This is a genomic window from Streptomyces echinoruber (genome assembly GCF_014651135.1).
Taxonomy (GTDB): domain Bacteria; phylum Actinomycetota; class Actinomycetes; order Streptomycetales; family Streptomycetaceae; genus Streptomyces; species Streptomyces echinoruber.
On sequence record NZ_BMWH01000001.1, the window covers coordinates 173,878 to 195,443 of the forward strand.

General features: G+C 74.7%; 17 protein-coding genes, 1 tRNA gene and 1 pseudogene. 15 read left to right on the forward strand and 4 right to left on the reverse strand.

Translation table 11 applies throughout. The annotated features are described in order from the left end of the window. Positions 1–85: 85 nt before the first annotated feature. From IE225_RS00675 to IE225_RS00685, 3 genes are all read left to right on the forward strand, one after another. Complete coding sequence (locus IE225_RS00675) at positions 86–1,318, forward strand: DNA sulfur modification protein DndB (protein WP_190055269.1); 1,233 nt, start codon at positions 86–88, stop codon at positions 1,316–1,318. A gap of 326 nt (positions 1,319–1,644) precedes the next feature. Next, positions 1,645–2,379 (forward strand): DUF4352 domain-containing protein, encoded by a 735-nt coding sequence (locus tag IE225_RS00680; protein ID WP_190055270.1) that lies wholly within the window; start codon positions 1,645–1,647, stop codon positions 2,377–2,379. A gap of 186 nt (positions 2,380–2,565) precedes the next feature. Further along, a complete protein-coding gene (locus IE225_RS00685) occupies positions 2,566–4,227 on the forward strand; it encodes an RNase H family protein (protein ID WP_190055271.1) in 1,662 nt (553 codons plus the stop codon). Between the two features lie 187 nt (positions 4,228–4,414). Here IE225_RS00685 and IE225_RS00690 read toward each other — a convergent pair. Then, positions 4,415–5,239, reverse strand: a pseudogene (locus IE225_RS00690) (YhjD/YihY/BrkB family envelope integrity protein). A 437-nt stretch (positions 5,240–5,676) separates the two neighbouring features. Here IE225_RS00690 and gad point away from each other — a divergent pair. From gad to IE225_RS00710, 4 genes are all read left to right on the forward strand, one after another. Continuing rightward, positions 5,677–7,107 carry a glutamate decarboxylase gene (gene gad, locus IE225_RS00695; RefSeq protein WP_190055272.1) on the forward strand — a complete coding sequence of 477 codons (1,431 nt, stop codon included), beginning with the start codon at positions 5,677–5,679 and terminating at the stop codon, positions 7,105–7,107. A 141-nt stretch (positions 7,108–7,248) separates the two neighbouring features. Continuing rightward, the gene (locus tag IE225_RS00700; protein WP_190055273.1) at positions 7,249–8,118 is read left to right on the forward strand and encodes a class II glutamine amidotransferase; all 870 of its coding nucleotides are present in this window, start codon (positions 7,249–7,251) and stop codon (positions 8,116–8,118) included. 578 nt (positions 8,119–8,696) lie between these two features. Continuing rightward, positions 8,697–9,971, forward strand: coding sequence for an L-seryl-tRNA(Sec) selenium transferase (selA, locus tag IE225_RS00705; protein ID WP_229879175.1), 1,275 nt, complete (start codon positions 8,697–8,699; stop codon positions 9,969–9,971). A gap of 6 nt (positions 9,972–9,977) precedes the next feature. Beyond that, the gene (locus IE225_RS00710; protein WP_190055275.1) at positions 9,978–11,888 is read left to right on the forward strand and encodes a selenocysteine-specific translation elongation factor; all 1,911 of its coding nucleotides are present in this window, start codon (positions 9,978–9,980) and stop codon (positions 11,886–11,888) included. Here IE225_RS00710 and IE225_RS00715 read toward each other — a convergent pair. Then, positions 11,878–11,970: transfer RNA gene (locus tag IE225_RS00715), tRNA-Sec, on the reverse strand. The two genes, IE225_RS00710 and IE225_RS00715, sit on opposite strands and share 11 nt — an antisense overlap. A gap of 31 nt (positions 11,971–12,001) precedes the next feature. On the opposite strand from IE225_RS00715, the gene selD reads away from it, so the two are divergent. Then, entirely contained in the window at positions 12,002–13,027 is a 1,026-nt protein-coding gene (gene selD / locus IE225_RS00720) for a selenide, water dikinase SelD (protein ID WP_190055276.1), read from the forward strand. 346 nt (positions 13,028–13,373) lie between these two features. Here selD and IE225_RS00725 read toward each other — a convergent pair whose 3' ends face one another. Continuing rightward, the gene (locus IE225_RS00725; RefSeq protein WP_190055277.1) at positions 13,374–14,438 is read right to left on the reverse strand and encodes a calcium:cation antiporter family protein; all 1,065 of its coding nucleotides are present in this window, start codon (positions 14,436–14,438) and stop codon (positions 13,374–13,376) included. 298 nt (positions 14,439–14,736) lie between these two features. On the opposite strand from IE225_RS00725, the gene IE225_RS00730 reads away from it, so the two are divergent. The 7 genes from IE225_RS00730 to IE225_RS00760 all read left to right on the forward strand — a co-directional run bounded on the left by IE225_RS00730 (position 14,737) and on the right by IE225_RS00760 (position 20,604). Beyond that, positions 14,737–15,657, forward strand: a complete 921-nt coding sequence (locus IE225_RS00730; protein WP_190055278.1) for a DMT family transporter — start codon at positions 14,737–14,739, stop codon at positions 15,655–15,657. A 389-nt stretch (positions 15,658–16,046) separates the two neighbouring features. Next, positions 16,047–16,274 carry a DUF5133 domain-containing protein gene (locus tag IE225_RS00735; protein ID WP_190055279.1) on the forward strand — a complete coding sequence of 76 codons (228 nt, stop codon included), beginning with the start codon at positions 16,047–16,049 and terminating at the stop codon, positions 16,272–16,274. Next, complete coding sequence (locus tag IE225_RS00740; RefSeq protein WP_190055280.1) at positions 16,240–16,653, forward strand: SbtR family transcriptional regulator; 414 nt, start codon at positions 16,240–16,242, stop codon at positions 16,651–16,653. The genes IE225_RS00735 and IE225_RS00740 overlap by 35 nt, the downstream gene beginning before the upstream one ends. A gap of 339 nt (positions 16,654–16,992) precedes the next feature. After that, a complete protein-coding gene (locus IE225_RS00745; protein WP_229879100.1) occupies positions 16,993–17,211 on the forward strand; it encodes a hypothetical protein in 219 nt (72 codons plus the stop codon). A gap of 488 nt (positions 17,212–17,699) precedes the next feature. After that, positions 17,700–19,178: a PP2C family protein-serine/threonine phosphatase gene (locus tag IE225_RS00750; protein WP_229879102.1), complete on the forward strand. Its 1,479-nt coding sequence runs from the start codon at positions 17,700–17,702 to the stop codon at positions 19,176–19,178. Next, positions 19,168–19,515 (forward strand): STAS domain-containing protein, encoded by a 348-nt coding sequence (locus tag IE225_RS00755; RefSeq protein WP_229879106.1) that lies wholly within the window; start codon positions 19,168–19,170, stop codon positions 19,513–19,515. The genes IE225_RS00750 and IE225_RS00755 overlap by 11 nt, the downstream gene beginning before the upstream one ends. Before the next feature lie 243 nt (positions 19,516–19,758). Beyond that, positions 19,759–20,604 carry an LLM class flavin-dependent oxidoreductase gene (locus IE225_RS00760; RefSeq protein ID WP_190055668.1) on the forward strand — a complete coding sequence of 282 codons (846 nt, stop codon included), beginning with the start codon at positions 19,759–19,761 and terminating at the stop codon, positions 20,602–20,604. Positions 20,605–20,655: 51 nt separating this feature from the next. On the opposite strand, the gene IE225_RS00765 is transcribed toward IE225_RS00760, so the two are convergent. Continuing rightward, positions 20,656–21,456, reverse strand: a complete 801-nt coding sequence (locus IE225_RS00765; RefSeq protein WP_190055282.1) for a maleylpyruvate isomerase family mycothiol-dependent enzyme — start codon at positions 21,454–21,456, stop codon at positions 20,656–20,658. Positions 21,457–21,566 lie beyond the last annotated feature (110 nt).

A 21,566-nucleotide genomic window follows, 5' to 3' on the forward strand; every position in this document is an offset into this window, starting at 1 on the left:
CCGATCTCTTTCTGCGGGATGCCGGGGGACAGGCGGCGCCTCGGGACCGGGCGATGGCCGGTCAACACCACCCAGGGGGGAATCCATGCGCCTGACCATGCCGAGCGGCACCCCGGAGGGAATCCCGCTCACCGTCATGCCGTTCCGCGAGGACGCGGTCATCGGCACCATGTCCCTCGCGACGCTGGTACGTCTCGTGCCGTCGCCGCGTCAGGAGGAGGACCCGCGCGCCCTCAAGACGGCGTCCGGGCACGACCGGCGCCACGCCGAGCTGCGCGCGACCGTGCAGCGGACGCTGAAGTCCCAGAAGGGCAAGAACATCCCGGACTACGCCGAGTACATCGCCGCCGGCATCCTCGGCAAGCACGGCTCCGCCTGGTCCACGCCCCCGATCACGCTCTGGCACGCGGGCGGGATCGCCGCGATGAGCGAGGAGCTGATCCCCGGCTCGGGCCTGCGGACGCTGACCGTCGCCCCGGACGCCATGGTGATCGCCATCGACGGCGAAACCCAGACCACCGCCTGGCACGACATCTACCAGGACCCGGAGTCCTTCGGCCTCACCTACACCGAGCTCGGCCGGCGGGTCCGCATCCCCTTCGAGCTCTACCTGGGGATCTCCCCGGCGGACGCGCGGCAGATCTTCTACGACCGCAACGTCAAGGGCGTCGACGTCGCCAAGAACCTGGCCATGTCCATGGACCAGCGCGACCTCGCCACCCGCCTCGCCCACACCGTCGGCGAGAAGCTCGAGGTCGAGTCGGACGGGCAGCGGATGCCGTTCGGCAAGCTGGTCAACGTCGGCAAGCGGCAGCTCACCAGGACCGACAAGGAGGTCGTGACGCTGTCCGCGCTGCGGGCGCTGATCGTCACCACCGTCTTCGGCGGCAAGGGGGTGCAGTACTCGGCGGCCACCGTCCACGAGGGCGACCTGCCGCCCCACACCGACGCCGACGAGGTGGAGACGGTCGTCGTCCGTCTGGTGTCCCGGCTGATCGAGGGCCACTTCCCCGACTTCGCCCGGCGCGGCGCGATCACCGCCCCGGCCGTGATGGCGGGCCTCGGCATCCTGCTGCACCGCGCGACCCCCTGGTGCGCCCCCGGCGACGCCATGAGCTACGAGACGGTCGAGCACCTGCTCGCCGACGTCCGCTGGGAACGCGAACCCGCCTACTGGGACGGAGTCTGCGCCAACGTCGGCTCCACCGGCCGGCTCAACTTCAGCGGCGGCGTGAAGGACTCCGCCGGCCGCGTCGCGGGCGCGCTCCTCGACCCGCACAGCGAGTTGGGCCGGAAGATCCGGGGGAGGCGGAGCTGAAGAAGTGCGCGGCGCGGGTTCTCCGACGCCGAGACCTTCTCAGCCGAACGTCCCTTCCCCGGACGAGATCCCACCCGCGGGTACGGCCCACGGCTCCCGCACTCGCGTGGCCGTGGCGTCCGAGCCGCGATGCCGCACCCGGGGGCGGCTCTGTCCGGCTCTGTCCGGCTCGGTCTTGCCGGTCCGGACCCGGGCGCGGCGGGGCGGCTTCGCCTCCGTCCGCTTCCGTCCGCATGCGCGCCCCCTCCTTCCGCCACCCGTCAGGCCCTTCCCTTGTCCCTCCACCTCCGTACAAGTCCCGTCATATCCGTATAAGGAGCGGTCTCATGAGCTACCCGAACATCTCCGGCACGCCGTCCTCCCCCTCCCCCTCCCCGTCCCCCTCCCCGTCGGCCGGGAGGAAGCCGTCGTGGCGCGCGGCGCGGCCCGCCCGCGGCGCCTCGACGCTCCTCGCGCCGATCGCGGCGCCCCCGACCCGCCCGCGCAGAACCGTCCTCGCCGTGGCCGCGACCGTCGTGGGCTGCTCCCTGGGCGCCTGCTCCACCACCGGCGGCACCCAGACCGACACCGCGCCGCCGGCGGCCACCGTGACCGCCTCGCGGGACACCCGGAACGCCGAGGACGCGCAGAACACCCAGGACGACTCCGACAGTTCCGACAGTGACACCTTCACCGTCGCGCTGGACAAGACCGCCACGTGGAAGAACGGCGTCAAGGCGCACCTGAGCGGCTTCAGCCGGGGCACCTCCGGCGAGTACGCCAGCCCGTCCGGCAAGGCCTACCTGGCCTTCTCCGTCACTCTGCAGAACGGCTCCAAGTCCGCGATCGACCTGAGCATGGTCGGCCTGTCCTGCCCGGACGGCGCCGAGGAGGTCTTCGACACGGACGCGGGCTTCGACGGCGCGCCGGACACGCACCTGCTGCCGGGCAAGTCCCAGACCTGGAAGGCGGCCTGCGTGTTCCCCAGGACGGCCAGGAACGTCCAGATCGAGATCACGCCGACCGACACCTCCGGCTCCGGCTGGTACCGCACGGCCATCTTCACCGGCCAGGTGCAGTAGCCCGGACCGCGGACGGGACCCTGCCGGGCGCCGCCGTCGTCTCCGTCGTCTCCGCACGGCGGCGGCTCACACCTCCGCTGGCCTCGGGCGCACCCCCGGCGCCCGGACCACGAGCCCGCCCGCACCCCCACCCGATCACCCACCCGTCGGCCCCGCCCACCACCACCCGCGACCTGGAAGGCCACCGTGACGATCACCGAGCACACCGAGCTGGTCCGCCGCCTCGCCGACGACTTCACCGCCCTGCAGGAGGCCGTCCTCGCCCGCATGAACGGGATCTGCGCCCCGGAGATCGCCGCGGCCCTGGACCACGCCTCGCTCACCGGTCCCCTCACCGTCGTCCTCGCCCACGCCGACGTCCTGGCGCGCGGGGCCGTCCGGCGCGCGGAACTCTCGGCTCGGCTCCCCGAGCGGCTGCGGCACCTGCGCGCCCACGCGCGCAAGGTGCGACGGGCCCGCTCGCAGGCGGAGTCCGTGTACAAGGAGCAGCGTGCCCGCCGCCTCGCCGGCCGCTCCCGGCCGGTGGACACGCTGGAGCTGAGGGTGGCGCGCAGGGCATTCCCGGCGGCCTACGCCGAGGCCCTGCGGCAGGAACTCCGCGCCAGAGGACTGCCGGACGGCACACCGCAGGCGCCGGAGAGCGACCTCGCCCGCTGGGCCTGGGAGCGGAAAACGGCCGGCGACGAACTGCCGGCACCGGTGCGTGCCCTGCGGGACTGCGACGACGACGCCTTCGTGCAGGCCCTCCTGCGCGACGCCCGGGAGGAAGAGAACCCGTACCTCCCGCACGACGCGGTGGTCGAACGGTGGAGCCGCCACGCCCGTGTCGCGCTGGCCTGGGGCCGCTACGCGATCGGCCAGGCCGAACGGGACGCACTCGCCTGCTCTCCCGCCGCGCGGCGCACCCGGCTCGACGCTCTGGACGACGCCTACCAGGACACCGCGGTGCTCGCCGCCCGCGCACGCGAAGCCCTGCTCCGGGCCACGGAACTCCACGACCGGATGCAGGCCTGCCTGACCGCGGGGCCTTTCGCGGAACTCATCGCGCAGTGCCGCGCCGCGGCTCTGGCGCGCTTCGCCGACACCGAGCCGGAGTTGTGGCACGGCGTGCGTGAGCTGACCGTGAGGCACCAGGCGCACTGCCGTGAACAGGCCGACGGCTGCCCGCGCTGTCACCGCGCTCTCGCGGCCGCCCTCGCCGACGCCCATCCCGCCGACGCGGACGAGGACGGGGACGCAGACGGGGACGGCGACGGGTACGGGGACGGCGACCGTCCGACGGCAACGGTTCCGGCCGACGGGGACCGCTACGCCGTGCTCGCCGACCTTCCCGACACCGCCGTGGTGGCCGTCGCCGACGCCGCCGTCGGTGACGAGTCCGCACTGTGCGGCTACGGCTGGGCTGCCGAGGACGGGACCACCGGATACGGCGACTCCCTGGCCTCGAGCAGCGGTGAAGCCGAAGCCATCGGCATCTGCGCGGCCGCCCTCAGCCTCCTCGAGCACCACGAGGATGCGCCCGTGGTCCTCCTGTGCGACAGCACCGAGGCAGTCGACGCGGTCGACACGGCCCTGCGCTCCGCCGACCCGGCAGCCGCCCACCGCACCCTCCTCTTCCCGGAGAGCCGGCGGCTGATGGACCGCCTGGTGCGCCACCGCCACCGCGTCCAGGTCCGCTGGCTGAAAGGCCACATCGGACACGACCTCAACGAAACCGCCGACGCCTTCGCCCGCCTCGCCCTCCGCCGCGCCGGCGGCCGGATCCCTCCCTCCGCCGCCCGGAGGGAAGAGGCGCGGATCCTGCGCTCGCTCGGCTCCGGAGCCGGACCCCTCTCGGCCGCTGCCTGAGCCCATGGTCCGAGGCGGCAGCCGCCGAGTCTCACGGCCTCCTTCGTCTTCGTATCTGCACATCGACACGGATCGATGACGGCCCGGCGGTTGGTGGAGTGCCCGCAGTTCCCGGACCGCTCGGCGACGGTACGGTCGCGGGCGAGCCCCCCGTGGTCCGGCGGCCGGCGCATCGCCCCGCCCCGGATCAGGACGGGCCCGGTGCCGTCGGCTGCCGGTCCCGGCCCCGGAAGGGGTGGGGGAGGTGGTGGTCGAGCAGCCAGTGCCCGAACAGCGCGCCCCCGTAGACCACGAACCCCACGCCGATCAGCCACGACTCCACGACGAGCACGACGCCGACCGCGCCGTAGCTGACGGCGTTGGTCACCACCAGCGGTGCGAAGACGAAGTAGGAGAACACGCGCAGACCGCCCAGGCCCGCCATGGTGCACATCGCGCCAGGCAGCAGGTCCCGCCACCGGACCTGGCCGCCCAGCAGGAACCACTGACCCCACCAGAAGAACAGCACGCCGGTCGCCGAGCTCAGCGCGATCCGTCCCACTCCGGGCAGCGCGGAGCGGGACCGCACCTCCTGGTACAGGTACACGGTCAGCACGATCAGCCACACGGCCTGCCGCCACACCCGGTGTCACGGTCCGGAGGGCACGCCCCAGATCCGCTCGTAGCCGTTCTGCACACTCCCGCCGAACGGCACACCGAACACGGCGAGCGCCACACCGCTCCACACGCTGGTCGTGTTGATGACGCTGTGCGGCGGACTGATGACGTCCGTGAGCTCCTTCGCGGACCGCCCCGACAGCCCCATGCCGTCGGCCAGCCAGGGCGCGAAGCCGCCCCGGCCCAGCGGATCGGCGGCGGCGACCACGATCAGCAGCGGCGCCAGCGTCACCAGGGCCAGGGTGGCGAACCCCAGCGCCCGGTGCATCAGCTCCAGATCGCGGCCCCGCCGCACGAGGGTGCGGGCGCCCAGTTGCTCCCACCCGTGGCGGAGTGCCTGCGGGAGCCGGTTCACCGCGGTCTCCGCGCGTGTCTGGTGACGACCATCTTCCGTCTTCCGTCGGAGTGCCGAACTCCTGTGTTGAACCCCTCTGCCGAATCCCCCTGTCGAACCTCTCTGCCGAGCCTCTCTGTCGAGCCTCTCTGTCGAGCCTCTCTGTCGAGCCTCTCTGTCGAGCCTCTCTGTCGAGCCTCTCTGTCGAGCCTCTCTGCCGAGCCTCTCTGTCGAACACCTCCTCCATGGTCGCCGACGGACGACCGGGTGACTGCCCGGAGTCGGCAAACGGAGGCGGGCCGGTCTCACGAAGACGCGCAGGGGCCTTTCGCGTGCCCCGTTCCCGGTTGCGGGGAACTGCCGACGGCAGGTCAATGACTGTTCGGGACCGGCTACCGCAAACACCGCAAAAACTACAAAAACTGTAGAAAGTAGTAGAAAAAAGAGGGGACGTCCGGATGTCTGTGAAGCACTTCCACGAGCAACAGGACGAAGGCAGGGATCTGGAGCTGAACCCCCTGTTCAGCCGTGAGCCCGTGCACGTGCCGCGGTACGTCCTCCCGGACGGGGAGATGGAGCCGGACACCGTCTACCAGATCGTGCACGACGAGCTGATGCTCGACGGGAATGCCCGGCAGAACCTGGCGACGTTCGTCTCCACCTGGGCCGAACCGCAGGCCCTGCGCCTCATGGCCGAGTGCGCGCAGAAGAACATGATCGACAAGGACGAGTACCCGCAGACCGCGGAGCTCGAGACCCGGTGCGTCCACATGCTCGCCCGGCTGTGGCACGCCGAGCGTCCGCACCGCGCGATCGGCTGTTCGACGACCGGCTCGAGCGAGGCGGCGATGCTCGGCGGGCTCGCGCTCAAACGGCGCTGGCAGCGCCGGCGCCGCGCCGAGGGCGGGTCCACCGACCGGCCCAACCTGGTCATGGGCATCAACGTGCAGGTCTGCTGGGAGAAGTTCGCCGACTACTTCGAGGTGGAGCCGCGCTACGTGCCGATGGAGGGCGATCGCTACCACCTGAGCCCCGAGAAGGCGGTCGAGCTGTGCGACGAGAACACCATCGGCGTCGTCGCGGTCCTGGGCTCGACGTTCGACGGCAGCTACGAGCCGGTCGCCGGCATCGCCGCTGCCCTGGACGACCTGCAGGCCCGGACGGGACTGGACGTGCCGATCCACGTCGACGGCGCGTCGGGGGCGATGATCGCCCCGTTCCTCGACCAGGACCTGGTCTGGGACTTCAGGCTGCCCCGGGTCGCCTCCATCAACACCTCCGGCCACAAGTACGGCCTGGTCATGCCCGGCGTCGGCTGGGCGCTGTGGCGCGACGAGGAGGCCCTGCCCGAGGACCTCGTCTTCCACGTCAACTACCTCGGCGGGGACATGCCGACGTTCGCGCTGAACTTCTCCCGGCCGGGTGCGCAGGTCGTGGCCCAGTACTACACGTTCCTCCGGCTCGGCTTCGACGGCTACCGGCGGGTGCAGCAGACGTGCCGCGACGTCGCCACCCGCCTGGCCGCCGAGATCACAAAGCTCGGGCCGTTCGAGCTGATCACCGACGGCACCCGGCTCCCGGTCTTCGCCTTCCGCGTCCGGGACGGCATCGACAACTTCACCGTCTTCGACGTGTCGGCGGCGCTGCGCGAGCGCGGCTGGCTGGTCCCCGCCTACACCTTCCCCGAGCACCGCACCGACCTGGCCGTCCTACGCGTCGTGGTGCGCAACGGCTTCAGCCACGACCTGGCCGACCTGCTCCTGGAGGACCTGCGCCGGGCGCTGCCCCGCCTGAGCCGGCAGGGGGAGGCGCAGCACCACGCGGACGACGCCGACGGCTTCGCCCACGGCGCGGAGACCAAGAACCCCCGCCGTCCGGGCCGTCACTGACCGGGCCGCCGCCGGCCGGGCTGCCACTCCGGACCGCCACTGGTCGGGCCGACCCGGTGCCGGCCGCCTCGTCACACCGTCGGCCCGTGCGAGACGTGCGTGCCCCTCCCACCGCCCCGATCCCGTCCGAGGAGGAATCCGATGTGCCGCCTGTTCGGCCTGAGCAGTGGACCGCGGCCCGCGCGGGCCACCTTCTGGCTGCTCGACGCCCCCGACAGTCTCGACCGCCAAAGCCACCGCGAACCCGACGGGACGGGCCTGGCGTACTTCGCCGACGACGGGACGCCGGAACTGCACAAGGCGCCGATCGCCGCCTACCGGGACCGCGCGTTCGCGCAGGAGGCCAGGCAGGCGCGGTCCACGACGTTCCTCGCCCACATCCGCTACGCCTCCACCGGAGGTCTGGAACTCCGCAACACCCACCCCTTCGAGCAGCGCGGCCGGTTCTTCGCCCACAACGGTGTCATCGAGGACCTCGACCGTCTTGAGGCCCACCTCGGACCGGACCTCTCCCTCGTCCGGGGCGACACCGACTCCGAACGCTTCTTCGCCCTCGTCACCCGGGAGACGCAGCGCCACGGCGGCGATCTGGGCGCCGGGATCGAGCACGCCGCCCGGTGGGTGGCGCGGAACCTGGCCGTGTACGCCCTCAACTTCGTCCTGATCACACCGGACGAGCTCTGGGCCCTGCGCTACCCGGACACCCACGAGCTGTACGTGCTGCGGCGCCCGGCCGGCGGCCACCACGGCACCCGGCACCTGGACCACAGCGGCAGCCACGGGCACCTGCGGGTCCACTCCGAGCACCTGGCCGCCCACCCCGCGGTCGTGGTCGCCGGCGAGCGCATGGACGATCACCCCGAGTGGCGCCTGATGGACGCCGGGGAACTGCTGCGCGTCGGCCCGGACCTGGACGTCGCCCGCCGCGTCGTCCTGCCCGAGCCGCCTGCCCGCCGGCTCACCCTGGAGGACCTGCGCCCGGAAGCCGCCGCGTCGCAGAGGGCGGCGTGAGGCATACGCGTCGCCCGTCCGGTCCCGCGGGCCGGCGCGGGCCTCACCGACCGCGGCGGGCTCCGCCGGACCGCCGGCGGATCCGGTGCTCGGTCGGCGACCGGCGGGGCCGTCCGGGCCACGGCGACGCCGAAACAGCCGCGCGGCAGCACGCGAAGGCACGAAGGCACCGTGCACGACACGCCGGGACATACATCGGGACGTACATCGGGACATACGCCGGGACATACATCGGGACATACGCCGGGACATACACCGGGAGCCATACCGGGGAGCACGCCGGAGAACGCGTCGGGAACACGCCGGTAGGCGGCACGCGGGGGTGCCTCGGCATTCCGGTGCGGTACGCGCCGGTGAGCGGGGAAGGCGCCAGACTGGGAGGGCCGACGGGAGGAGTCGGCGTCCGCCGGAACCGGGCCCGGCCCCGGACAGGGAGTGGCTACGTGGAGCGGCTGGTGGCAGCACAGGCAGGCGACGGCGGCGGTGAGGCGCCGCGGGCGGCCGTCCGGCGTCCCGGCGAGGACGGGGACGGGAGCAGGGACGGGAGCAGGGACGGGGGCGGGGGCGGGCGCCGCAGGATCCCCCGCACCGACGTCCTGCTGCGCGATCCGCGCCTCGAGGCCGCGGCGCGCCGGCTGGGTGCGGGCCTGGTGAAGGCGGCCGTGCGGCAGGCGCAGGAGCGGGCGCGCGCCGGGAGGATCGCGCCGGAGGAGGTGGCGGACGCGGCGGCCGCGTTGCTGCCGCGCACGGCGGGCGGACTGCGCCCGGTCATCAACGCCACCGGCGTGCTGCTGCACACCAACCTCGGCCGGGCGCCGCTGTCCGCGGCGGCCCGGCAGGCGGTGCAGGACGCCGCGGGACCCACCGATGTGGAGCTGGACCTGCGTACCGGTGTCCGGGCCCGGCGCGGCCGCACCGCCCTGCGCGCCCTGCGCGACCGCGTGCCCTCGGCCGCCGCCGCGCACGTGGTGAACAACGGCGCCGCCGCCCTGGTCCTGGCGGCGACCGCGCTCGCCGCCGGCCGGGAGATCGTCATCAGCCGCGGCGAGATGGTCGAGATCGGCGACGGGTTCCGGCTGCCGGACCTGCTGGTCTCCACCGGGGCCCGGCTGCGCGAGGTGGGCACCACCAACCGCACCACCGCCGCCGACTACGCCGCCGCCCTCGGCCCCGACACGGCGTTCGTGCTGAAGGTGCATCCCTCCAACTTCCGCATCACCGGCTTCACCCGCTCCGCCGGGGTCGCCGAGCTGGCGGCGCTGGACGTGCCGGTGGTCGTCGACATCGGCTCCGGGCTGCTCGCGCCGCACCCGCGGCTGCCGGACGAACCCGACGCCGAGACCCAGCTGCGGGCCGGCGCCGCCCTCGTCACCGCCAGCGGCGACAAGCTCCTCGGCGGTCCCCAGTGCGGTCTGCTCCTCGGCGAGGAGGACCTGGTCCGCCGGCTCGCCCGGCACCCGCTCGCCCGCGCCCTGCGCGTGGACAAGCTCACCCTCGCCGCGCTGGAGGCGACGCTCACCGGGCCGGACACGCCGACCGCCGCCGCGCTGGCCGCCGACCCGGAGCAGCTGATGCGCCGCGCCGGGCGGCTCGCCGCCGACCTGGGCGCCGACGGCATCGACGTACGGGCCGTGCCCAGCGAGGCGACGGTGGGCGGCGGCGGCGCGCCCGGGGTCGCCCTGCCCAGCGCCGCGCTGTCCCTGCCCGAGCCGTACGCCGCCCGCCTGCGCACGGGCGCAACGCCCGTGGTGGGGCGCCTGGAGGCGGGCCGGTGCCTGCTCGACCTGCGGGCGGTGCCGCCGGAGGACGACGAACGGCTGGCCGGGGCCGTCCGGTCGGCCGCGGGGAGGTGAGCCGCCGTGCGGGTGGTGGCCACCGCCGGGCACGTCGACCACGGTAAGTCCGCCCTGGTGCGCGCCCTGACCGGGATGGAGCCCGACCGGTACGAGGAGGAGCGGCGCCGCGGGCTCACCCTCGACCTGGGCTTCGTGTGGACCCGGCTGGAAGCCGATGGCGCCGGCGATGGCGACGTCGACGGTGACGGTGACGGCGGGGAGCACCTGGCCTTCGTGGACGTGCCGGGACACGAGCGGTTCGTCGCCACCATGCTGGCCGGGGTGGGCCCCGTGCCCGCCGTGCTGTTCGTGGTCGCCGCCGACCAGGGGTGGCAGCCGCAGTCGGAGGAACACCTGGCGATCCTCGACGCCCTCGGCGTGCGGCACGCGGTGCTCGCGGTGACCCGCAGCGACCTCGCCGACCCCGAGCCGGTGCGCGCGGACGCCGTCGAGCGCATGGCCGCGACCTCGCTGGGCGCGGTGCCGTCCGTCGCGGTGAGCGCGGTGACCGGCGCCGGACTGGACGAACTGCGCGCCGAACTGGCCCGGATGGCCCGCGCGCTGCCCGTCCCGCCGGCCGACGCGGACGTACGGCTGTGGCTCGACCGCGCCTTCACGGTGCGCGGCCACGGCACCGTCGTCACCGGCACGCTCGGCGCGGGCACCCTGCGCGTCGGCGACCGGCTGGTCACCGCCGACGGCGCGCAGCCGCTGCGGGTGCGCGGGCTGCAGTGCCTGCAGCGGGACGTGGACGCGGTCGGCGGGGTGGCGCGCGTCGCGGTCAACGTGCACGGCGCCGCCGACGACCGCCTGCGCCGCGGGCAGGTCCTGCTCACGCCGGGCCGCTGGCTGACGGCCGACGTGGTCGACGTCCGCGTCGCCCCGGTGCCGGCCGCCGACCTGCCCCGCGAGGTCACCCTGCACATCGGCACCGCCGCCGTGCCGGTGACCGTCCGCCCGCTCGGGCCGGACACCGCCCGGCTGACCCTGCGCCGCGCCCTGCCGCTGCGCGTCGGCGACCGCGCCGTGCTGCGCGAACCCGGCGGCTCCCGCACGCCGTGCGGCGTCACCGTCCTGGACGTGCGCCCGCCCCGGCTCGCCCGGCGCGGCGCGGCACGGGCGCGGGCCGCGGAACTCGCGGCCCTGACCGGCCGCCCGGACGGCGCGGCCGAACTGCGCCGGCGCCGGCTGGTCCGCCGCCCCGACCTGCTGGCGATGGGGGTGCCGCCGCCCGCCGGTCCCGTCGCGGGCGACTGGCTGGCCGACCCGGACCACTGGACGGGACTGCGCGAACGCCTGGCCGTGGAGGTGCGGCGGTACGCCGAGCGGCACCCGCTGGAGCCGGGCCTGCCCACCGAGGCCGCCCGCCGCCTGCTCGGCCTGCCCGACCGGTGCCTGGTCGACGCCCTCGCCGCCGCGCCCGGCACGGTGCCGCTGCGGCAGCACCAGGGCCGCCTGTACGGTCCCGGCGCCGCCCGGCCCGTGCTGCCGCCGCCGGTGCGGGCGGCCGTCGACGCCGTCCTCGGGGACCTGGCCCGCGCCCCGTTCCGCGCCCCGGAGGCCGACCGCCTCGCCGAACTGGGCCTGAACCGCAAGGCCCTGGCCGCCGCCGTCGCGGCCGGCGAACTGCTGCGGGTCGGCGACGGCATCGTGCTGCCGCCCGGCGCCGACGCGCGGGCCGCCGCCGTGCTGCGCCGGCTGCCCCAGCCGTTCACGCTCAGCGAGGCCCGCCGGGCCCTGGACACCACGCGCCGGGTCGCCGTGCCGCTGCTGGAGTTCCTCGACGCCCGCGGGTACACGGAGCGGGTGGACGACCGGCGCCGCCGCTGCCGGCCGGCCGCGCACCCGGCGACGGAGACACACCCGGCGACGCGGGGGAGGGCGGAGTCCCGGAGGAGAACGGAGACACGGGGGAGAGCGGAGACGGAGGCGTAGGGGAATCGAACCCCCCTGCCCGAGATCCTCGGGCACCGCGGTTTTGAAGACCGGGAGGGCCACCAGGCACCCGCACGCCTCCACGCGGGAGGCTACCCGAAAGGCGGAAGACCATGACCTCGACGCGCGAAACCCCCGTACGGCTCACGCAGTTCGCCCACGGCGGCGGCTGCGCCTGCAAGATCCCGCCCGGTGAACTGGAGGACGTGCTGGGCGCGCTGACCGCGCCCAGGCCGGCCGCGGGCGACGTCCCGCTCCTGGTCGGGCTGGCCACCGGCGACGACGCCGCCGTGGCCCGGCTGCCCTCCCCGGCGGGCGCGCCGGCCCAGGCCGTGGTGTCCACCGCCGACTTCTTCACCCCCGTCGTCGACGACCCCTACGACTGGGGGCGGATCGCCGCGGCCAACGCGCTGTCCGACGTCTACGCCATGGGCGGCCGCCCCGTCCTCGCCGTGAACCTGCTGGCCTGGCCACGGGACGTGCTGCCGTTCGACCTGGCCCGCGAGGTGCTGCGCGGCGGGCTCGACATCGCCACCGAGGCGGGCTGCCACGTGGGCGGCGGCCACAGCGTCGACGACCCGGAACCCAAGTACGGCATGGCCGTCACCGGCCTGGCCGACCCCACCCGGCTGCTGCGCAACGACGCCGGCCGGCCCGGCATGCCGCTGTCGCTCACCAAGCCGCTCGGCCTCGGCGTGCTCAACAACCGGCACAAGGCCACCGGCGAACGCTTCGAGCAGGCGATCGCCACGATGGTGACCCTCAACCGGGACGCGGCCGCCGCCGCCCTGGCCGCCGGCGCCACCTGCGCCACCGACGTCACCGGCTTCGGCTTCCTGGGCCACCTGTACAAGCTGACCCGCGCCTCCGACGTCACCGCCGTGATCGACACCGCCGCCGTGCCCTACCTGGAGGGGGCCCGGGAGGCGGTGCGCGACGGGTACGTCAGCGGCGGCACCCGGCGCAACCTGGAGTGGGTGACGCCGCACACCGACTTCGGCGGCACGGACACCGACACCCGACTGCTGCTCGCGGACGCCCAGACCTCCGGCGGGCTGCTGGTGGCCGGCGAGGTGCCGGGGGCGCCCGTGGTGGGGGAGCTGATGCCGCGCGGGCCGCGCGCGGTGCTGCTCAGGTAGCGGCTGCCCGGCCGTAGGTAGATGGCCGGCCGGCCGCCGGCGGATGGCCGCCGGACCGTGAGCAGCGACCGCCCGTCCGCCGGCGGATGGCCGCCCGGCTCGCCGCCGCTCGCTGTGCCGGAGGATCACCGCGGCGGTCGGCGGGTACCTCGGGCTGACGCGGTCTGCCTCACAGGCACCGGCCTCTTCCCCCGTACGCACTTGTACGTACGTGTCGGCATCCGTTCCGTACGCGTCGGCGCCCCGCGAAACGCGCGCGGCGGTCTGCGGCCAGGGCGTGCGGGGTACGCGGGACGTCCGGCGTGCGCGGGGCATGCGGGGTGTGCGGGGCGTCCGGCCCGTCGCCTCACCCGCCGATGGTGGTCAGGCCGGCGATGCCGACGGCGTACAGCACCACGACGGCGATGCTGTCCGGGCCCAGGCGCAGGTACTGACGCCTGGGCCGGAAGACCAGCCCGGTGATGTAGACGACGGTCAGCACGATACCGAGGGCCGTCAGGTAGATGTCGGTGTGGTGCGCGGTGGGCAGGACCGGCCTGCCGGAGATGACGGTCGCCAGGAGGAACAGCACCGGCAGGAAGGCGTTGCCGCCGAAGATGTCGCTCATGGCCAGCTGGTAGTCGCCCAGCCTGGTGGAGGTCAGGCCGGTACTGATCTCCGGCAGGGCGGTGGCGGCGGCCAGCACGGTGGCGCCGAACAGGATGCCGCTCAGGCCCTGGCGGCCGAAGAACTCCTCACCGCTGCGTTCGATGACGACCCCCGCTACGAGCGTCGCCGCGGCCGCCGCGGTGAAGACCAGCGCCGCGCGCCGGGTGCTGACCCCTTTGTCGGTGGCGGCCTTCTCCTTCTTGCCCTTGGAGTGGCCGCGCGGCTCCGGCTGCGCGCCGGGCGCGTCCCCGCCCTCCCGCCAGGGCAGCCCCTTGCCGGCGCGGTCGAGGAGCACCAGCCCGATCACCCAGAAGGCGGTGATGACCACCGCCGCCGGGCTGAGCCGGGCGAAGGACAGGTCGCCGGGGAGCTGGGTGCCCATGACGACGACCGCGAGCACCGCGACGACCAGGACGCCCTCCAGAACCAGGACGAGGCTTGCGGCCAGGCGCGTCAGCGGCGCGCGCGGCCGCACCCCCGCCGCGTCCAGGACCGCCAGGACGACGGTCTGGACGGCGATGCCCCCGAGGATGTTGCCCACGGCGACGCCGAGCTGACCGGCCAGGGCGGCACTGGCGGTGATCGCGATCTCCGGCAGGTTGGTGGCGATCGCCAGCAGGATCAGCCCGCCGAGGGCGCTGCCCAGACGCAGCCGCTCGGAGAGCACGTCGGTGGTGTCGGACAGCTTGATTCCCGCGTACCAGATCACCGCCGCGCTCGCGAGGAACAGCACCAGCAGCACAGGTGAGCTCAAAGATCCCATGCCGCAGTGAGTACCCGCCGCGGCCGGGAATCCCGAGCAGCCCGGTACGGCCTGGTCGCCCGGTACGGCCTGGTCGCCCGGTACGGCCCGGTGGCCCGGTACGGCCTGGTCGCCCGGCGCGGCCCGGCCGACGGGGGTGCGCGGCGCCGGATCCGTGGCGGACCGGATCCGTGGCGGACCGGATCCGCGGCGGGAAGCCGGACCGGACACCGCGTGAGAGCGTAAAGAAGGACAGATAGGGTATTCCGGGTGGCTAGAGCTCGCGGGGGCAAGGACGGGGCAAACAGGTAGGGCTGCGATGGTCTACTTCTTCGGCCTGGCCTCCGCGTGCATGCTGGGCGTCGGTTTCGTGCTTCAGCAGCACGCCGCCGAGCGGGCGCCCATGAGTGACCTGCTGCGGTTCCGCCTGCTGTGGGACCTGGCCCACAGCCGTCTGTGGCTCGGTGGTATCGCCTGCATGGTGGTGGGCCAGGTGCTCGGCACGGTGGCGCTCGCCGCGGGTGACCTGTCCCAGGTGGAACCGCTGCTGGTCACCAACCTGCTGTTCGCCATGGCGCTGGCCCGAAGGCTCAGCGGGCAGCGGCTGGGGGCGTCGGGGTGGGCGGGCGTCCTGGTGCTCAGCGGGGGAGTGGCGGCGTTCAGCCTGGCCGGACGGCCCAGCGGCGGAGCCGCGGACGCCGACCCCTTCAGACGCTGGCTCGTCATCGGCCTGGTCGTCGGCCTGGCCCTGATCCTGGTGATCTTCGCCCGTCACCTCCCGCTCTTCGAGGAGCCTCCCCTCCTGGCCGCCGCGGCGGGCGCGCTGTACGGGCTGCAGGACGCCCTGACCCGGGTGTCCAGCGGCATCTTCGGCCGTGCGGGGATCACCGGCCTGCTGGTCCACTGGGAGCCCTACGCCCTGGTGGCGCTGGCCGTCACCGGTCTGATGCTGGTGCAGAGCGCCTTCGAGGCCGGGCCGCTGCGCATGTCGCTGCCGACGCTGACGGCTACCGAGCCCCTGGTGGGGATCGGCTGCGGCATCGGGTTCCTCGGTGACCGGCTGGAGACCGGAGCGGTCGCGCTGACCTGGGAGGCCGTCGGTCTGGTCGCCATCGTGACCGGGGTGTTCCTGCTGGCCCGCCACCCGGCGATGCCGGGATGCGCGGACGTGGAGAAACAGCCGGGACCGGCCGACCGCAGCCGCGGGGGAATCAGCCCCGAGGAGAGCAGCCGGCCCTAGCGAGGACTGTCGCGGAAAGCCGCGTTTCCCCTGCCGGGACGCCGGGCGACCGGAGTTCCGGGGCGGCACGGCGCGATGCGGCGCGGCGCGGTTCGGGCGGGGCGGCATGGACGCGGTCGATCCGGTTTATGAGGCCGGCCCATGAGGCCGGCCCGCACCACGTGTGCCGACCTCCACGGAGATGCCGTCGACCCACCCGTGACGACGCACCGCCGCGGCGTTCACCAGGGTGTCCGGTCGCCCCGTCCGCCGTGATCCGCAGCCTGCCGCCCGGCTCTCCGCCCGATTCTCCGCCCGGCTCTCCGCGTGGCACTGCTCCGGCGGGGGAGGGAGAATCGGGGAGAGGCGCGCGGTCCGCCCGGATGCGCGGCGGCGCAAGAGGAGTCCCGATGTTGATGGCCCATCCCGCGGTGCTGAGGGATCTCGTCGAGCAGTACGAGACCCTCGCCGCGCTGCACGCGTCCGAGTCGGAGAGCACGCAGGTGCGGCAGCGGATGGAGGACGTCGCCTACACCCTGTGCGTGTCCACCGGCACCCGGGAGGTGGAGACGGCTCTGGCCGTCGCCCGCGACCAGTTGCGCGGTGCCGGGATCCGTACCGTGCCGCCCCGGCGGTGAAGGCCGGACGCCTCGCCGAACGCGTCCGGCCCGGCCGGAACCGGGGCCGCCCGGTTCCCGGTCCGGTCGTTTCCACCGGCCGGGTTTCCGCGGCTTCCTCTTCGCCGACGCCACCGCGCTCGCCCACGCCCCGGACCTCGGCGAAGCCCTGCGCCAGGTCCACCAGCACGTCGCGCGGATCCTCGCCGACCTGCTGTGTCGCGGCCGGGCGGCCGGGGACGTGCGCACCGACATCGACGCCGGTACCGCCGCCTGGTGGCTCGTGTCGCTCCTGGCGGGCCGCTCCTTCCGCGCGGCCGTCGTGCCCGACCGGGAACGCGTGGAGGCCGAACTGACGGAGCCGGCCCTGCGCTCACTGCGGCCGGCGCGGGGGGAGTGACGGGGTCCCAGGCGGTCGCAGGCATCGGGGGTGACGAGGGTGACGAGGGTGACGGGGCACCGGGTTCCCAGCGGGCCGGTTCGAGCCGCGGTCGCCCCCGGGGTCTGCGCGCCCGGACGGCACGCGTTTCGGTGGCACGGGCGGCACGCGTTTCGGTGGCGTGCGCCTCGGCGGTGCGCACTTCGGCGGTATGCACTGCGGTGGCATGCGCCCCGGCGGTACGCGGCGGCGCATGGGCACGTGAAGGTCACCGAATCTTCACGCCAACGGCCCGATCGGCGGGTGGCCGGCAGGGCACCCGGCATGTGCCGTCTGCCACGAGGGAGGCAGGAAGTGATCGTGCTCATCGCATCCCTGCTGCTGCCGGTGGCGGGACTGCTGCTGTTCGGCATGGACCACATCGAGGACCGCCTGTTCAGCGGGCCGAGCTCCCCTAGGGCGAGCTCTCCTCGCCATGCCCGTGCCCGCCGCCACCTGCGTCTGATCCGCGGAGGCGGAGCAGGCGCCCCCGCCCGGCCGGAGGCCGGGAGCCGGGAGCGGCGTCTCGACGCGGCCTAGCGCCGACGCGTCCCGGACCGCTCCGGGAGGCGTCGGCGCCGCGCCGTCGACCGGCGTCGCACCGCCTGTGCCGCGCCCGGCACCAGAGGACGGGCGCGGCACAGGCGCGTCCGGGCACAGGCGAGGCGTTCCCAGGTGCGCCCCCGACGTTCGCGTCCGCCCGCGGTGCTCACTCGCATCGGTGGCGCTCACCCGCATCCATGGTGTTCACCTGCATCCGCAGTGCTCACGTACGTTCGCAGTATTCACATGCATTTGTGCTTATTTGTCGATTTCGACGAGGGTGGGGCGGGCGCCGTCGAACGCGTGGACTAGCCTGGGGGCGGCCCAGGGGCAGCGGGACGCTTCCGGGTGGAGGGAGGAGGTCCATGCCGCAGCAGGCGTCAGCACACCACGGGGTGTCCGGCAGGGTGAACGGCCCGGCACCGGCGCGGGCCGCCTCGGCTCCGTCCCCGTCCCCGTACCCGGGCCCGGGCCCGGATCCGGAGGTGGAGTCCGGCAGGCTTGCCGCGGTACGCCGCTACGAGATCCTCGACACTCCGCCGGACGGCGCCTTCGACCGGATCGCGGGGCTCGCGGCCCGGCTGTTCGACGTGCCGGTGGCGACCGTGGCGATCGTCGACGTGGACCGGGTGTGGTTCAAGGCGGTGCACGGCCTGGAGGGCGTCACGCAGATCGGCCGGGGCCCGGGCCTGTGCGCCTCCACGGTGCTGCGGGACGAGGCCCTGGTGATCCCCGACACCCTCCTCGACCCGCTCGCCAGCACCAACCCGCTGGTCACCGGCCCGATGGGGGTCCGCTTCTACGCGGCCGCACCCATCGTCACCTCCGACGGGTACCGGCTGGGCACCGTCAACATCCTCGACACCCGCCCGCGGGTGCTCACCGAGGAGGACGTGGCCACCCTCACCGACCTCGCGGGCATCGTCATGGACGAGCTGGAGCTGCGGCTGTCGGCGATCCGCACGGTGCGCGACGAGCGGGAGCGCCGCGAGGCCGAACGCCGGCACGCCGAGCAGGAGCGGCGCCGCGCCGAGCGGGAGCGGGCCGCACGGGAACGGGAACGGGCCGAGCGGGAGCGCGAGCAGGCCGCACGGGAGCGGGCCGAGCGCGACCGGGCCGCCCTGGCGTCGTTCGCCTCCACCCTGCAGCGCACCCTGCTGCCGCCCGCCCTGCCGGCCGTCCCCGGCCTGGAGCTGGCCTGCCACTACCACGCGGCCTCCGCGGACGACGTCGGCGGCGACTTCTACGACGTCTTCCCCGTCGACGACACTCGCTGGGCGTTCTTCCTCGGCGACGTGTGCGGCAAGGGCGTGCAGGCGGCCACGGTCACCTCGCTGGCCCGCAACACGCTGCGCGCCGCGGCCCACCACGACGCCGACCCGCTGGCCGTGCTGGGCATGCTCAACACCGCGCTGCTGGCCGACGTGTGGGCCGGCCGCCGGTACTGCACCGCCCTGTTCGGCCTGCTCACCCCTGACGGGGACGGCACGTTCAGCGTCACGCTGGCCTCCGGCGGGCACCCGCCCGCCTACCGCCTCCGGCCCGACGGCGGCCACGGCGGCGTACGCGTCGACGCCGTACGGCCCGAGGGCGGCATGCTCATCGGCGCGCTGCCCGAGGCGCGGTTCGCCGCCACCGCCTTCCGGCTGCGGCCCGGCGACGGGCTGCTGCTCTACAGCGACGGCCTCACCGAGGCCGCCACCGGGCCGGGCACCCTGCTGGGCGAGGAGGGCCTGGCCGCCTTCCTCGCCGGGCGCGCAGCCCCGGTCGGTGCCGCGGAGCTCGTCCGGGACACCGTCGGCCTGCTGCACTCCCTGCCCGAGGGGCCCCGCGACGACGTCGCGCTGCTGGCCCTTTCCGTACCCTTGCCGGGAGCGGCGCCTCACGGAACGGAGGCCGCCGCCCCGACCACCGCCGCACGAGAAACCGACGACGGCGAGGAGCACGACCGCCGTGACCGATGACTTCGACCTGACCGTGGAACACGCCCGCGACGGGGACCGCACCGTCGTCCGTGTCGCCGGCGACGTCGACCTGACCACGGCGCCCGGCCTGCGCGCCGGCGTCATCGACCTCATCGAGGCCGGCCACCGGGACGTCGTCATGGATATGTCCAAGGTGCGCTTCTGTGACTCCACCGGCCTCAGCGCCCTCATCGGCATCTGGCACCACGCCCGCCAGGCGGGCGGCGCCCTCGGCCTGGCCGTCGTACCCGGCCGGCTGCAGCGGATGCTGTCGATGACCGGCCTGGACACGGTCCTGCCGACCTACCCGGCGGACGCGGCGGGCTCGCGGGGCTGAGCACCCCGGCGCCGCGGTCGCCGCCGCATCCGTACGGACTCCGCGGGACCGGAAACGCGGTTGCCCGCCGGATGCCGGCCGCCCTACCGTGGGCAGCACTCCGACGAGACGCTCTCCCGAAGGACGCCGCAGCGCGGGAGCGTCCCACCCCGCTCGGGCGGGGCGGCGGAGGGGCGGCAACCGTCCTTGCCGTTCCTTCCACCGGAGGTGTTCTCCGTGCACTCCGCCCCTGCCGCACGCACCGTGCACGTCGGTGTCGGCCTGCCCACCGGCGACCCGGCGGCCCTGCTCACCTGGGCCCGCCGCGCCGAGGCCGGTCCCTTCCGCACCATCGGCCTGCTCGACCGGGTCGTGTACGACAACCCCGAGCCGCTCGTGGCCCTCGCCGTCCTGGCGGGTGCCACCTCCCGCGTCCGCGTCCAGACGGAGGTGCTGCTCGCGCCGCTGCGCGACACCGCCCTGCTGGCCAAGCAGGCCGCCACCCTGGACCGGATGACCGGCGGCCGGCTGGTGCTCGGCCTGGGCGTCGGCGGCCGCGCCGACGACCACCGCGCCACCGGCACCGACCTGCACACCCGCGGCCGGCGCCTGGACCGGCAACTGCCGCTGCTGCGCCGCCTGTGGGCGGGCGAGCCCTACGGCGACGACGTCGGCCCCGTCGGGCCCGCGCCCGCCCGCCCCGGCGGACCGGAGATCCTCTTCGGCGGCTTCCGCCCGCCCGCGCTGCGCCGCGCCGCCCGCTGGGGCGACGGCTTCCTCGCGGCGGCGCCGCCCTCCTGGGCGCAGGACCTGTTCGCCACCGTGAGGCGCCACTGGCGGGAGTACGGGCGTCCCGGCGAGCCCCGCATCGTCGCCCAGGTGAACGTCGCCCTCGGACCGGACGACGTGATCGACGACGCCCGTGCCCGCATGCACGCCTACTACGCCTTCACCGGCATGGCCGACCGGATGACGGCCGGCCTGCTCACCACTCCGGCCGCGATCCGCTCCGCGCTCACCGCGTTCGGCGACCTCGGGGCCGACGAGGTCGTGTGCTACTGCCACGGCCTCGACCCGGACCAGGTGGACCGCCTGGCCGACCTGCTGTAGCGCCCCGCAGGACTGTGGCACCCCGTGGGCCGGTAGTACCCCGTACGCCGGTCACTCGCGGAGCCAGAAACCGGACCGTTCCAGCCAGAGATCGAGCAGGTGCGCGTCGCCGTGGACCTCGATGCCCTCGTCGCCGACGGCCCGCCGCCGGTACAGCAGCAGAACGAGGTCGGTCGGCGAGGCACGCACGGCGACCGCGGCCTTCTCGTGCGCGCGGCGCCAGACGACGGCGTCGCCGGTCAGGTCGACCAGCCACTCCGCCGCGGCCCCGGGCGCGGTACCGGTCGCGTGGAAGTGCAGCGTACGGCCGGGGCCGAGCAGCGGGGGCACTCCGGGCCGGGGCTCGACGAGCTCCGGCGCGGAGCCGAACCCCATCCACTCGTCGACGGCGTCGAGGGCCACGTCCTCCTCGACGGTGAACTCCTCCCCGACCGCCCAGGTCGCGTCGGCCCGGTGGACGACGGCCTCGTGCAGCATGCGCCGGGCCCAGAACACCGCGGTGCCTCCCGGGCCCGGCGTCCACACCCGCGCCTCGGGCCCGGCGGCGCGCAACGCGTCCGTCAGCCGTGCCGCGCCCTCGGCGAGCCAGGCGTCCAGCACGTCGGGCCGCTCGTCGGCGTACCCGGCGACGTCGTTGACCAGGTCGTCCGGTACGGGCTTCGCCGCCCGGGTCCGTACGACCGTCTCCCCCCAGCGGTGCGTACCGCCGACGTGCCGCAGCAACTGGCTGAGATTCCAGCCGGGGCAGGTGGGCACGGGGGCCGTCAGGTCCGCACCCTTGACCCGCGACCTCAACAGATCGGTCTGCGTGACGATTTCCGCACAGCAGCGGTCGTAGCTCAGGACAGTCATGGCCGCACGGTAGACCGCCGGTGGCGGGGGACGCCCGCGATGTGCGCGGGGAGCGGCTTCCGCGGCCGGCCTCTACCGGGATCAGCTTCCGCCGGGATCAGCCGGTCGCC